Consider the following 13405-nt stretch of genomic DNA (forward strand, 5'->3'; position numbering starts at 1 on the left):
GAGCGCTACTTGATGTAGTCGTCGATCTTCGACACCGGCATGCTCGTCATCACGTGCACCTCGTCCTTGGCGTGCTGGGCGCGCGTGAAGTCGAAGTGGTTGGAGATGTGCGCGCACGCGTCCTTGAGCGTCCTGGTCTGCGAGTTCCACGTGTCGTGGAGCTCGGTCAGGGCGGCGCCCATGTCGAGTCCGTCGTTGAAGAGGCCGATGGAGGCGGTGAAGGTGCTGGGGCGGGCGAAGTCGCTGTCCACGCCGAACTTCTCCCGCAGCTCGTAGGCGGTGTTGCCCATTTTCCCGAGCTGGTCGTCGTGGACGACGAGGTCACCGTCCGTCGCCCCGCCGCTCCCGCCGGGCGCCGCCGCCTCGTTGAGCCGCATGCGGGTGGAGTCCCTCGCCGCCGCGTCGCTCTTGAGCTGGTCCCATTCGTCCCAGGCCATGCCCTGCCCCTTCCCCGGTACGGTCGGCGCCCGTAGGTGCCTTCGCCTCCCCGCACGTTAGCAACCGCGCCGTGCGGTGAAGGTTCTGGACGGCGATGGTCACCGTTCACTCACATCGCCCACATCCGTTTCTGCTTGTCATGGCCAGGGCAATTCATGCAGGGAAGTGCCCCTCCCCGTCATCGCGTGGAGGGGCGCACCCAGGGAAGTGCACCCCCCCGCCATCGCGTGCTGATGAGTCAGGAGCGAGACCCCCCATGCGTACTCGGACGACACCGCCCTCTCCCTCCACGATCCGGAGCGCGGCCCCCACCGTCGCGCCCCTCCGCACCCCCACCCCCAACCGCCGCGCCACCCGCACCGCCGCCGTCCTGGCCGCCTCCGGGCTCCTCGTGCTCGGCACCGCGTCCGCCGCCCACGCCGACCCGCCGCAGCACCTGCCCCAGAGCGCCGGGGGCTACGAGCAGTCCTTCTCGCCCGCCTTCGACTACGACGGGGACGGCTGCTACGCCACCCCCGCCATCGGCCCGGACGGCACCCTCGCCCCCGGCCTCAAGACGACCGGCGCCATCAACGGGAGCTGCCGGGACCAGTGGGACCTGGACAACTCCCAGACGTACGCCCGCTCGAAGTGCAACAACGGCTGGTGCGCCATCGTCTACGCGAGCTACTTCGAGAAGGACCAGGCCGTCCACGGCAGCGGGCTCGGCGGCCACCGCCACGACTTCGAGCACGTCGTCTCCTGGGTCGACCAGACGGCGGACCAGGTGGAGTACGTCTCGACCACCCAGCACAGCACCGTCAAGACCTACCCGCGCTCCCAGGTCCGGTTCGACGGTTCGCACCCCAAGGTCGTCTACCACAAGGACGGCCCGAGCACGCACTTCTTCCGCCTCGCCAACAACAACGACGAACCGCCCGAGAACCACTACGGCGACTGGCGCTACCCCCCGATCGTCGACTGGAACGGCTTCCCCAGCACCGACCTGCGCGAGAAGCTCATGAACGCCGACTTCGGGGCCGCCACCATCAAGGTCACCGACAAGGACGACCGCTTCCGCAACCTGCTCGACAACTCCAAGCCGGGGGGCATCCCCTTCGACCCCTGGGCCTGAGGCCCCCGCTCGAGGCGGACCGGGACGACGCGCTCGTCACCCTCGGAGAGGGGCGGCGATGAGGAGCGTGGGGCCGGTGGGGGCCTTGACGCGGGCCGTGCTGTCCCTGCGGGATGTGCTGCTCGTCGCGCACAGCCGGGGAGAGCGGCTCCCGGGTCGAGGGGGACCGTAGGGTCGGGGGCATGAGCGATGTGCGGGTGGTGCTGATCGGTGGGACGTCGAACACCGGGAAGTCGACCGTCGCGGAGGCGGTGGCGGAGCGGCTCGGGTTCGAGCACCGCTCCACGGACGGGCTGGCCCGTCACCCGGGGCGGCCCTGGCGTACCCCGGACCACGAGGTGCCGCCCCATGTCGCCGAGCACTACGCGACCTTGACCACCGACGAACTCGTCGCCTCCGTCCTCGCCCACTACGAACGGCTCTGGCCGCGTATCGAGGAGCTGATCACCACCCACGCGCGGCCCGGCGCACCGGGGCTGGTCCTGGAGGGTTCGGCGCTCCGGCCCGACCGGGTCGCCCGGCTCGCGGTTCCCCGTACGGCTGCCGTGTGGCTGACCGCCGATGACGTGGTCCTGCGCGACCGGGTGCGGGCGGCGGGGCGCTACGAGGAGGCGGCGGACGGGGAGCGGCGGCTCATGGACCGGTTCCTGGACCGTACCGGCCGCTTTCAGGCGCTGATGGTGGAGGCCGTGGACCGGCTCGGCCTGGACCGGGTCGACACCGGCGGTGGGCGGACGGTGGGGGAGGTGGCCGATGCCGTGCTGGCGACTGCTGCGCTCCGGGTGAGCCCCGGAGAACCCGGCGCCTGAGCTGACGCCCGGAGCCCGCGTCCGGGGCCGGGCCATTGGGGCCGGGCCATTGGGGAGGGGCCACGGGGACTGAGTGCGTGGAACTGAGCGCGTGGGGGCGGGCCACTGGGGGCGGGCCACTGGGGTCGGGCCGCTGGGACGCAGCGCGTGGGGCCGGGCCCTGGGACTGAGCGCCTGGCGCTGGGCCACTGGGACTGGGTCCCTGGAACTGAGCGCGTGGAACCGGCCCCTGGAGCCGCGATCCTCACCGGTCCAAAAACGACCTCCAGGACGTCCGTCGACATACCCGCACGTACCTCGGTCGCCCCTCTACCGCCCGTTCCTGTTCGATTACAGTGCTGGGGCGGTCGCCCGCAGAGGCCCGCACAGGCGGCAACCATGCGGTGTCGGGAGGCGGCGGGGTGAGCACAGGGACCACGGCGGTCTGGGGACGGGCCGAGCAGCAGGACTTCCGCAGCCGGGTCCGCGGGGCGCTGCTCGGCGGGGCCATCGGGGACGCGCTCGGGGCCGGGGTCAGCGGACTCGCGCTGGAGGAGATCCGTGCGGCCCACGGGGCCGAAGGGGTCACCGACTACGTTCCCGCGCACGGCAGACGCGGGGCCGTCACCGCCCTCACCCAGCTCACCCTGTTCACCGTGGACGGGCTGATCCGCGCCCAGGTCCGCCGCGACACCGGCGCCTGGCACCCGCCCACCGATGTGCACCGCGCCCACCTGCGCTGGGCCGCCACCCAGCACGACTGGGGGCCCGACGAGCGGCGCAAGGACAACGGGTGGCTGGCCGCCGAGGAGTGGCTCTACACCCGCCGCGCCCCCACCCGGGAGTGCCTGGGCGGCTTCGGCGACACCGTCATGGGCACGCTGGAGCAGCCGAAGAACCCGGCCGCCGGGGACGCGGGCGCGCTCACCCGGTCCGCGCCGTTCGGGCTGCTTGTGGGGTGGGAGCCGCAGCTGGTGCTCCAGCTCGCCGTCGAGTGCGCGGCCCAGACCCACGGGCAGCCCGCCGCCCAACTGGCCGCCGGCGCCTTCGCCGTACTGGTGCACGGGCTGGCGCGCGGGGGGACCCTGGACGGTTCCGTACAGCACACGCTGGGGCTGCTGGCCGAGCGCCCCGGCCACGAGCCGGTGGCCGAGGCCCTTCAGCAGGCCCTCGGGTCCGTACGGCAGGGCATCCCGGGCCCGGCCCTCATCGAGGCGCTGGGGGCGACCGACGCCGCCGAGGAGGTGCTCGCCGTCGCCGTGTACTGCGCCCTGGTCAGCGAGGACGTACGGCACGGGCTGCGGCTCGCGGTGAACCACGGCGGGCCCTCGCGCGCCACCGGGTCCGTCTGCGGGGCGCTGCTCGGCGCGCTGCACGGCGAGACCGCGCTGCCGCCGGCCTGGCTCGCCGAGCTGGAGGGGCGCCCCACGCTCCTCGAACTGGCCGACGACTTCGCGATGGAGATGACCCAGGGCCCGGCCCTGCACAGCCCGACCGCCGCCGCTCCTGGCTGGCTGGCCCGCTACCCGCGCGGCTGACCCGTCGCCCGGAGGCGCGGCTGGGGCGGGGCGAGGTGATGGCAGGGGGTGTAGGGGTGTAGGGGGCGTAGTTGGGGGTGCGTACGTGTTGTGGGGTGTGACGTGCCGAGCCCCCTCGGCCAGGACGGCGAACCGGTCGAGAGGGCTCCATCAGGTGATGCAGTGATGCAGTGATGCAGTGATGCAGTGGTGCGGTCATGCAGTGGTGCGGTCATGCAGTGGTGCGGTCATGCGGTGGTGCTGTGATGCGGTCATGCAGTGGTGCGGCCTGCGGTACGGACAGGCGGCTTCCGGACGTCGGGCGAGCGCCCTTCGTCAGGTGAGCGCCCTTCGTCAGGCGTCGACCGGACCCGTCGCGACGTCGCGCACGAACGCGTTCCACGCACCGGGGACGAAGGTGAGCGAGGGGCCCTCGGGGGCCTTCGAGTCACGCACGGCGATGGAGAGAGCGACCGGGGACTTGACCTCGACGCACGCGCCGTTGCCCCCGGAGTACGACGACTTCGTCCACATTTCCGTAGCACCCTGAAGAATAGCCATGTTCACTCCGGTTCAGAGAGTTGGGTGAGTCGCACCAACCACATTCCGGTTGGCGTGATCGACGCTACTCGCCAAGCCCCGTCCATGAGATGGCCGTTCACTCGACCGGGTGGCATTTTGCTGTGAACCCTTACGCTGTGAGTCGGCGGCGGTGTATCGTGCCGCCGCCGCTCACTCGGCGCCGTTCTGTGCCCGTCAGCGCCTCTCGGCGTCCGTCGTTGTCCGTCGGAACGGACAGTGCGGTGTCCTGATTCAGTCGGTGGGTTCAACCGGTGGAATCAGCCGCTGGAGTCGGCCGGCGGAGTCAGCCGCTGGAGTCAGCCGGCGGGTGCGGTCGACGGGCACGGTGCTCAGCTGGTGTACGACTTGGCGATCTTGCTGATGAACTCCCGCGTCTGCTCCACGTTCAGAGCCTGCGCCCGCAGGTGCTCGTACATCACGCTGTAGCGCTGCACGTCGTTCGCCTTCTCCAGATAGAGATCGCTCGTGACGCCCTCGATGTACACGACGCTGGAGTCCGCGGCGTCCGGGAACTCCAGGATCGCGTACTGCCCGTTGATCCCCGGGTGCGCCCCCATCTCGAACGGCAGCACCTGCACGGTCACGTGCGGCAGGTGCGACTGCTCGACGAGGTGCTCCAGCTGGTCGATCATCACCTGGTTGTCACCGACCCGCCGGCGCAGCGCCGACTCGTCGATCACGGCCCACAGCCGCAGCGGGTTCTCCGGCGCGTTGACCCGTTCCTGGCGCCGGGAGCGTACGTTGACGCGCTTCTCGATGTCCGACGGCGGAGCCTCGGGCAGCGCGCCGCTGATCAGCGCTTCGGCGTACGCCCGGGTCTGGAGCAGACCCGGAACCATCTGGGGCTCGTACACCCGCAAGGACTCCGCGTCCGTCTCCAGACCGATGTAGACGCTGTACGGGATGTCGCCGAAGGCGTGCCACCAGCCCTGCTGGCGCGAGTCCTTGGCCATCTGCATGAGTGAGTCGACGATGCGGACGTCCTCGACCTCGTACACCCCGCAGAGGTCACGCACGTCGCGCTGGCTGATGGAACGGCGGCCGTTCTCGAGGCGGCTGATCTTCGACTGCGAGACGAGCAGGCGCTCCGCCACCTCCTCGGCCGTCATGCCTTTGAGTTCGCGCAGGCGGCGCAGTTCCTGGCCCAACCTGCGTCGCCTGACTGTGGGATTGACGTTGGACGGCACGGAAAGTGCACCTCCGGCTATGTAGCTGTGCGTATCTACTGCTCAGCAGATTGCCACCCCTTGCCCCGGCCGCGCTGGGAAACGGCCACACGCAGGTGCGTGCGGTATAAGCCCCCGACCGCGCACCGGAGCACGCACCGGCGCGTGAGAGGGCGTGCGATACGGCGTGCAAGCGCGTGGAGCAGGGCGTGCGGTACGGCGCGCAAGCGTATGGGGCGGGGTCTGCGGTACGGCGTGCAAACGTATGGATCAGGGTGTGCGGTACGGCGCGCAAGCGCGCGGGGCAGCCGGTCGAAACCGGCTGCCCCGCGCGTGGTGCGGCTCCCGAACCGGGTCCGATGACGACGGTACGGCGGTGTGCGATTGTCCGCGCGGTCCTCTGCGCGGGTTCTGACCGAGTCGGGTTCTGCCGGGGCGTCTCCGCCCCGGCAGTCCTGCTCGGTGCTCTGGTGCTCAGGTGCTCCGGGTCAGCTCGCGGCGGTCTGCGCCATGCTGCCCCGGCGTGCCTGTGGTTGCGGCTGCAACGGAACGCCCGCTGCCTGCTGCGTACGGCGTGGCTGGACCGCCACTCCGTTCTGGACGTCCATCACGGCATGCGCCACGAGGCCGCCCATGGGGTCGTGCCTGATCAGGTCCCGGAGCCGGGAGCGCGATGAACGCCCCTCGTTCCCGGGGTACAGGTGCTTGCCGAGTCCGACCGCGTGGGCCAGTGCGGCGAGCGCCGCGGTCCGCGGGTCCGGCGGTACGCCGGTGCGGATCGCACTGTCCAGCCGGGCCCTGATGTCCCGGCTGATGGCCGTCTCCGTCGCCTGGTAGCGAGTCGTCGGCAGCACTCCGCACATCTGGCCCGCCACGGCATGAACCATGCCGCACCGCTCCAGATGAGCGAGATAGATCTGGCGCAGCCCCAGTCGGGGCCCGCCGATCCAGTGGACGGCCCGGACCGGGCTGCCACGACGGCGCAGCAGCTCCAGTGCGGAGTCCAGTGTCGGATCTCCTGTCGGCCGTGGCATCACCACGGCGATACGATCCCCGTCAGGGGCTATCCGTCCTGCCAGAGCCAGCTCCACTAGCTGTGCCCCGGCCAGGCCGAGGTCGAGCGACTGCGGCTGCGCTGTGGTACCCGTGGTCGGGTCCAGAGCGAGCAACAGAAGCTCCTCCGGGATTGTTCTGCGGCTCCTGCCCATCCATGCCTCCCCGCGTGGATGTCTGACAGGGTGACCCCTCTCACATTCATCTGTCGAGAGCGCCTGACTGCTTTGTACGGGAACCAGTAGGTATGTCGTTCTCGTCTAGCAGCTCGGCCAGGGGTTCACACAGGACACTGGTAGATGGTTCGGACAGCGCGGGGTTGCCCCGCGGCGCATGAGGAGGCATCGGTGGCGGGCGAGTCCCCCGACAAAACGGAGCAGCGGAAGTCGTCGGGGACGGCTGCGGAGGAACGCGACCCGCGCTTTGCGGTGTTCCGTGAACCCGGTGCGGACGACGGTGCGCATCCCGGTGCGGATGCCGACACGGACGCGGGTTCCGGCGCGGTGACGTCGGACACAGCGACGGCCGTCTTCCGGCCGCGGCTTCCGGAGGACGAGGCCGGGCGTACGCCGGAGCCGTCGGCCAAGGCCGAGGAGGAGCCCGCAGGGGCTCCTGAGGGCGCTGTAACGCCCCAGAAGCCCGCAGAGGACCCCGGGGACCCCGAGGTGCCTGATGCGGCTGCGGAGGTCCCTGGGGGCGACGCGGAGGGCGTGAGCGATACGGCCGGCGCGGATGACGCGGATGACGCGGTCGGCGCGGACGGCGAGGGCGACGCGGACGGCGCGCGGGGGGCCGCGCCGGAGCCCGGTGACGTACGGCTGCGCGCGGCTGTGGCTGCGTGGGTCGGTGCGGCTGATGCGGCTGACGGCGAGGGCGGGGCCGAGAGCGGGGCCGATGCCGGAGCCGAGGCCGAGGGTCCGTCGAAGGGCGAGGCCAAGGGCGAGTCTGCCGTGGACTCGGACGCCGCCGCCGACACGAAGGCGGATGCCGAGCCCGCCGCCGGAGACGCCGAAGCCCAGCTCAAGCCTGCTGGTGCGCCCGAGCCTGCTGGGGAACCTGGGCCCGCCAAGGAGCCGAAGGCCGGGACGAAGACCGAGGCAGACGCCGACAAGGCGGAAACCGCGGCCGATCCTGCCCCCGACCCCGACTCCGAGCCGGACCTCGACTCCGACTCCGAGCCCAGCCCCAAGCCTGCCTCCGGCTCCGAGCCCAGCACCAAGCCGAGCACCAAGCCCGGCTCCGACGGCGACGAGCCCCCCGGCCCGGCCACCGGCACCGGCCCGGCCACCGGCACCGGCCCCGACACCGGCACCGGCCCCGACACCAGCCCCACCGCCGACACCGGCTCCGACCTGCGAGGAATCGATCAGCCCACGGCCATCTTCAAGGCGGTCACGCCCGCCAAGAAGGTCGATCAGCCGACGACCGCGCTGAAGCTCTCGCCGCAGGAGCTCCGGGAGCTCAAGGCCGCGGGTGACAAGCCCGAGAGCACCGTGGAGCGCACCAGCACCTTCGTGCCCCTGCGCTCCGACGACGTACGGCCCGCCCCCGCGCCCCGAGCGCCGGAGAGCGGAGCGCCGACGGGCACGCCGGACGCCGACGCGGCGACCGGGGCCCCGGCGATCTCGCCCTCGGCGACCCCGCCCCCGGCCGCCCCGGCCCCGTCGTGGGCGGCGGCCGAGCGGACCCGGCAGCAGCCGATGCCGCCCAAGCCGCCGCTCGACCTGCTCGCCGAGCTGACGAACACCCCGCCGCCGGCCGAGACCCCGGTCCGTACGGTGGTCCGGCGGGTCAAGATCTGGACCCCGCTGGTCCTCCTCCTGCTGATCGTCTTTGCGATCGTGCAGGTGATGCGCCCGCTGCCGGAACCGGCCCTGGAGCTCACGGCGGAGCCGACGTACACCTTCGAGGGCGGCGAGACGAAGCTGTCCTGGCCGGGCCAGGGGCAGTCCGCGGTGATGGTGGACGGCGTCGGGTCGCTCGGTTCCGAGGGGGCGCAGAAGCCGGCGCCCATCGCCAGCGTCGCGAAGGTCATGACCGCCTACGTGATCCTCAAGGAGCACCCCCTCAAGGGCGACGAGGGGGGCGAGACGATCACCGCCGACCAGAAGGCGGAGGACGAGTCCAAGAACTCGGACGAGTCGGTGGCCCCCCTGACCAACGGCCAGAAGCTCAGCCAGCGCGAGATGCTCCAGCTGCTGATGATCCCCTCGGGGAACAACGCGGCGCGGCTGCTCGCCCGCTGGGACGCGGGGAACGAGGACGCGTTCATCGACAAGATGAACGACGCGGCCAAGGACCTCGGGATGACCAACTCGACGTACACGGACCCGAGCGGGCTGGACAAGGCCACCGTCTCCACCGCGACCGACCAGCTGAAGCTGGCCCAGGCGGTCATGCGTAACGAGGTGTTCCGCGAGATCGTGGATATGCCGGAGGTCGAGATCAAGGGCATAGACGGCAAGATCTACAACAACAACACGCTGCTCCTTCAGCCCGGTGTGAGCGGCATCAAGACCGGTTCCTCCACCCCTGCGGGCGGCAACCTGCTCTGGTCCGCGAACACCAAGGTCGACGGCAAGATGCTGTGGATCTACGGAGCGGTCATGGGCCAGCAGGCCGGTACGGGCCGGGTCTACGACAGCCTGGAGCTGTCCCTGACCAACAGCCTGAAGCTGATCCAGGACGCGCAGGAAGCCCCTGTCTCCGCCACGGTGGTGAAGAAGGGTGACGTGGTCGGGTACGTGGACAACGGGTTCGGCGCACAGACCCCGGTGATAGCGACGAAGAACCTCAAGGCGGTCGGCTGGCCCGGCCTGGAGGTCGAACTCAAGGTCACCGACAGCGGCAAGGGCATCGCGCACTCCGCGAAGGCCGGCAGTGAGGTCGGCATGGTGACCGTGGGCACGGGCACCGGAAAGGTCACGGCACCGGTGGTGTTGCAGGGCGACCTGGCCGAGGCCGGCTTCGGCGACAAGCTGACCAGGATCGGCTGAGCACGCGGCGGTAGGTAGAGGTCGTGGGGCGGGGTGAGCGGCGTCGCTCACCCCGCTCCATGTCAAGGGAATGTGTCGGAGGCACGTGTTAGCGTCCCCGGACAACTGAAGGACGCCGGGACGCGTCCTGAAAGGCGTACGGGCCGGCGGAGGACGGGGAGAGTCGTAGTGACCACCGCGGAGCCGAGACCCGGCCGTGAGACTGAGACGGACAGCACCGCCGGGCAGACCGCCGGGCGGCACATCGGGCAGACCGCCGGACAGCGCATCGGGCAGACCACCGGGGAGATCGACACCGCCGGGAGCCACGAGAGCGTCGCGGCTCCGCGTGAGGACCCTGAGAACCGCAAGGACAGTAAGAACCATGAGGGCATCGCCACCGCCGGCAGCGCGGGCAGCGGCGCCCCGCGCGTCCTGCTGCCGTCCCCCCGTGAGCCGGAGCCCCCCGTGAACCCCGCCGCCCCCGCCCCGCCCACCACCCGGGCCCGGCGGCTGCTGAGCCACCCCGTCACCATCGCCACGGCGGCCGCGGCCGTCACCCACATCCTCTGGGTCCTCTTCTTCGCCAACAGCGGCGGCGACCTCGCGGCGCAGGACGCCTGGGCCGAGTTCGTGGGCCGGCACCCGGGCACCGCGTACAACCTCGCCTGGTACGGGGGCATGCACCCCGTCTCGTACAGCGTGGTCTCTCCGTATCTGATGTCCTTGCTCGGCGTCCGGTCGACGATGATGATCGCGGGGACGGTCTCGGCGGGGCTGACCGCGCTGATCCTGGTCCGGGTCCGGGCCGTGCGCAATCCGCTGGCCTGCTCGCTCGCCGGGGTCTTCGCCTACCTGTGCAACGCGCTGTCGGGGCGGGTGACGTTCGGCCTCGGGATGATGTTCGCCATCGGCGCCGTCGCCGCGGTCTTCTGCTGGCCCTACCGCTGGCGCTACAAGCGGTGGGCCAAGGCGGCCGTCGCGGCCCCGCTCGCCGCGCTGGCCACCGCGTCCAGCCCGGTCGCGGGGCTCTTCCTCGGGGTCGTGGCCGCCGCGCTCTTCCTCCACAAGCGGCGCCCCGGCGCGTACGCGATCGGGCTCGCCCCGGTCGCCGTGGTGGCGCTGTCCTCCTTGCTCTTCCCGTTCTCCGGTACGCAGCCGATGTCGTTGGGGACGGTGTCGCTGCCGTTCATCTTCTCGGTCCTCGTCTTCGTCCTCGTACCGCGCGACTGGAGCACGGTCCGCACGGCGGCCGCCGTCTACGGGGTCGGCACCGTGCTCACCTACTTCGTCGACTCGCAGATCGGGTCGAACGTGACCCGCATGGCGATGCTGTTCGCCGGGATCGTGCTGTTGGCCGCCCTGCCGTACACGGTGCCGCGCAGCCGCCGCTGGTACGCGCTGGTCCTCGCGTTCGCCGGGCTCAACTTCTGGATCGGCTTCAAGGGCGTCGACGACATCGTCCGTACCGCCCCCACCGCCTCCTGGGCCCGCGAGCTGGCCCCCCTGGTCAACCAGCTCCAGCAGGTCGGGGCCGAGCGCGGCCGGGTCGAGGTGGTCCCCGCGAGCAGCCACCGGGAGGCCTCGGCGCTGGCCACGTACAACTTGGCCCGCGGCTGGAACCGGCAGGCCGACATGAAGCGCAACCCGCTCTTCTACGACGACACCCTGAACGCGGTCAACTACCGGCAGTGGCTGGACCGCTGGGCGGTGCACTACGTGGTGCTGCCCACGGGCAAGCCGGACAGCGGGGCCGAGCAGGAGGCGGAGCTGGTCGGGGGCGGGCTGTCCTACCTCCGCGAGATCTGGGGCGACGAGAACTGGAAGCTCTACCGGGTCCTGGAGCCGACACCGCTCGCCGATCCGCCCGCGACGGTGGAGAGGGCGGGGGCGAACGAGCTGACGATCCGGGTCGAGTCGGCCGGCCGGGTGCTGATCCGGGTCCCGTACTCGCGCTGGCTCGGGCTGGTCGACGAGCAGGGCAAGAGCCTGGAGCGGCCGCAGGAGACCGAGGAGTCCAAGCTGCGGACGCAGGAGGACGAGACGGCCCCCAAGACCTTCGACAACATCCACGGCTGCCTGAACAAGATCGAGGACGAGGGGCCGTACGGCGACGAGTGGACCGAACTCCTCGCGCCGAAGCCGGGGGTGTACCGGCTGGCGGCCCCGTACCAGCTACAGCCGGGGACGCCGTGCCCGGAGGAGCTGAGCTGAGCTGAACGGGTGGCCGGCCTGAGGGGCCGGCAGGCCCTGAGGAGTCGGCGGACTCCGAGGAGCTGGCAGGCCTCGATGTGCCGGTAGGCCCTGAGGAGTCGGCTGGTCCCGAGGAGCCGTCGAGCTCTGAGGTGCCGGAACCTCTGGGGGCGCCGCTTCACGGCATGGGCAGGGCAGGGCCGGGCCGGGCTGTGCGGCGGCGATCCCGAGCGCGGGCGCCACGGCGTCGGCGAAGGAGGGCCCGGCATGTAGATGGACGGCCCCGCCCTGCGGCGCCCACGGCAGCTCCGGTACGGAGAACCCGGCCGACTCGACGGCGTACAGGCCGCGCCGCACGGCGGCATCGCGCAACCGCCGTGCGGACGCAGTGAGTCGGGGCGGCAGGAGGAGGGTGCGAGGTGCATCGGGTACGTCGTCCATGGATGCCGATTCTCCGCCGCGTCAGGGCGCAGGCCCACCGCTTTTCGCGGGTCGGAGGGGCGGGCGGCCGATGGGGCGCCGGGCGGAAATGACCTGGTGCCGCCTCGAACCCAACTGCTTCACTCACCCCATGACCCGCGACTCCGCTCCCTTCGGCTCCGTGGCCCGCGACTCCGTCACCTCCGACTCCACTTCCTCCGACCCCGCCCCCGCCCCCTCCGCCTCCGCGGCCCGCGACTCCACCTCCGCCGACTCCGCCGCCCTCGTGCGCACGCTCATCGCCTCGCAGTTCCCGCACTGGGCGGACCTGCCGGTGAAGGTGGTTGACGCGAGCGGGACGGCGAACGCCGTCTACCGCCTGGGGGACGACAAGGTGATACGGCTGCCGCGTACGGAGGGCAGCGCGGCGGACGTGGCGACGGAGGCCCACTGGCTGCCCCGGCTGGCACCGCAACTCCCCGTGCCCGTTCCGGCGCCGCTGGCCCAGGGCGCTCCGGCCGAGGGCTTCCCCTGGGCCTGGTCGGTGTGCACGTGGCTGGAAGGCGCGAACCCGCTACCTGGAGAAGGGAGTTGGGCGCCGGATGCCTTCGCCGCCGACCTGGCGGAGTTCGTCCTCGCGCTGCGCCGGATCGCCCCCACGGACGGCCCGCCCGCCTACCGCAGCGAGCCCCTGGCCTCCCGGGACGTGGAGACGCGCAAGGTGATCGCCGCACTGGGCGGCGTGCTCGACGCGGAGGCGGCCGGCGCCGTCTGGGACAGGGCGCTGACCGCCCCGGCGTACACGGGCGCGCCCGTGTGGGTGCACGGGGACCTCCAGCCGGGCAACGTCCTGGTCGCGGACGGCCGCCTCACCGGGGTGATCGACTTCGCCTGCATGGGCCTGGCCGACCCCGCTGTCGACCTGATAGCCGCCTGGTACCTGCTGCCCGCTGGGGCCAGGGAGGTGTTCCGTACGGCGGTCGGGGCCGACGAGGCGAGCTGGGAGCGGGGCCGCGGCTGGGCCCTGTCCATCGCGGTGATGGAGCTCGCCGCCTACCGGGAGTCGAATCCGGTGATGGCGCGGAACGCGCGGTGGGTGATCGGGGAGACCCTCGCTCGGTGACGGTGACGGTGACGGTGACGGTGACGGTGACGGTGA

Annotated in this window: 10 protein-coding genes and 1 pseudogene; 6 read left to right on the forward strand and 5 right to left on the reverse strand. The window is 71.6% G+C overall.

What is annotated here, in order from left to right; genetic code table 11:
* Window positions 1-5: 5 nt before the first annotated feature.
* Entirely contained in the window at window positions 6-437 is a 432-nt protein-coding gene (locus AB0917_RS04030; protein ID WP_366817876.1) for a hypothetical protein, read from the reverse strand.
* A 257-nt stretch (window positions 438-694) separates the two neighbouring features.
* Between AB0917_RS04030 and AB0917_RS04035 the strand changes: the two genes are divergently transcribed.
* The 3 genes from AB0917_RS04035 (at window position 695) to AB0917_RS04045 (ending at window position 3878) form a co-directional block, all read left to right on the forward strand.
* Window positions 695-1552: an NPP1 family protein gene (locus AB0917_RS04035; protein WP_366817877.1), complete on the forward strand. Its 858-nt coding sequence runs from the start codon at window positions 695-697 to the stop codon at window positions 1550-1552.
* Between the two features lie 182 nt (window positions 1553-1734).
* On the forward strand, window positions 1735-2361 hold the full coding sequence (locus AB0917_RS04040; protein WP_366817878.1) for a hypothetical protein: 627 nt from the start codon (window positions 1735-1737) through the stop codon (window positions 2359-2361).
* A gap of 401 nt (window positions 2362-2762) precedes the next feature.
* Window positions 2763-3878 carry an ADP-ribosylglycohydrolase family protein gene (locus tag AB0917_RS04045; protein WP_366817879.1) on the forward strand — a complete coding sequence of 372 codons (1116 nt, stop codon included), beginning with the start codon at window positions 2763-2765 and terminating at the stop codon, window positions 3876-3878.
* 333 nt (window positions 3879-4211) lie between these two features.
* Here the strand turns inward: AB0917_RS04045 and AB0917_RS04050 are convergent, their stop codons facing one another.
* From AB0917_RS04050 to AB0917_RS04060, 3 genes are all read right to left on the reverse strand, one after another.
* Complete coding sequence (locus tag AB0917_RS04050; protein WP_015609176.1) at window positions 4212-4418, reverse strand: DUF397 domain-containing protein; 207 nt, start codon at window positions 4416-4418, stop codon at window positions 4212-4214.
* Between the two features lie 350 nt (window positions 4419-4768).
* Window positions 4769-5626 carry a helix-turn-helix transcriptional regulator gene (locus AB0917_RS04055; protein ID WP_366817880.1) on the reverse strand — a complete coding sequence of 286 codons (858 nt, stop codon included), beginning with the start codon at window positions 5624-5626 and terminating at the stop codon, window positions 4769-4771.
* A gap of 467 nt (window positions 5627-6093) precedes the next feature.
* The gene (locus AB0917_RS04060; RefSeq protein WP_366817881.1) at window positions 6094-6813 is read right to left on the reverse strand and encodes a GPP34 family phosphoprotein; all 720 of its coding nucleotides are present in this window, start codon (window positions 6811-6813) and stop codon (window positions 6094-6096) included.
* A 192-nt stretch (window positions 6814-7005) separates the two neighbouring features.
* Here AB0917_RS04060 and AB0917_RS04065 point away from each other — a divergent pair, with 192 nt between their 5' ends.
* Both AB0917_RS04065 and AB0917_RS04070 read left to right on the forward strand, forming a co-directional pair.
* Window positions 7006-9654, forward strand: a complete 2649-nt coding sequence (locus AB0917_RS04065) for a serine hydrolase (protein WP_366817882.1) — start codon at window positions 7006-7008, stop codon at window positions 9652-9654.
* Between the two features lie 168 nt (window positions 9655-9822).
* On the forward strand, window positions 9823-11847 hold the full coding sequence (locus AB0917_RS04070; RefSeq protein WP_366817883.1) for an MFS transporter: 2025 nt from the start codon (window positions 9823-9825) through the stop codon (window positions 11845-11847).
* A gap of 198 nt (window positions 11848-12045) precedes the next feature.
* Here AB0917_RS04070 and AB0917_RS04075 read toward each other — a convergent pair.
* Window positions 12046-12267: pseudogene (locus AB0917_RS04075) on the reverse strand (DUF4343 domain-containing protein); the annotation flags it as partial.
* 130 nt (window positions 12268-12397) lie between these two features.
* On the opposite strand from AB0917_RS04075, the gene AB0917_RS04080 reads away from it, so the two are divergent.
* Complete coding sequence (locus AB0917_RS04080; protein ID WP_366817884.1) at window positions 12398-13369, forward strand: aminoglycoside phosphotransferase family protein; 972 nt, start codon at window positions 12398-12400, stop codon at window positions 13367-13369.
* Window positions 13370-13405 lie beyond the last annotated feature (36 nt).

It is taken from the genome of Streptomyces sp. NPDC007346, from assembly GCF_040703535.1.
Classification (GTDB): Bacteria; Actinomycetota; Actinomycetes; order Streptomycetales; family Streptomycetaceae; genus Streptomyces.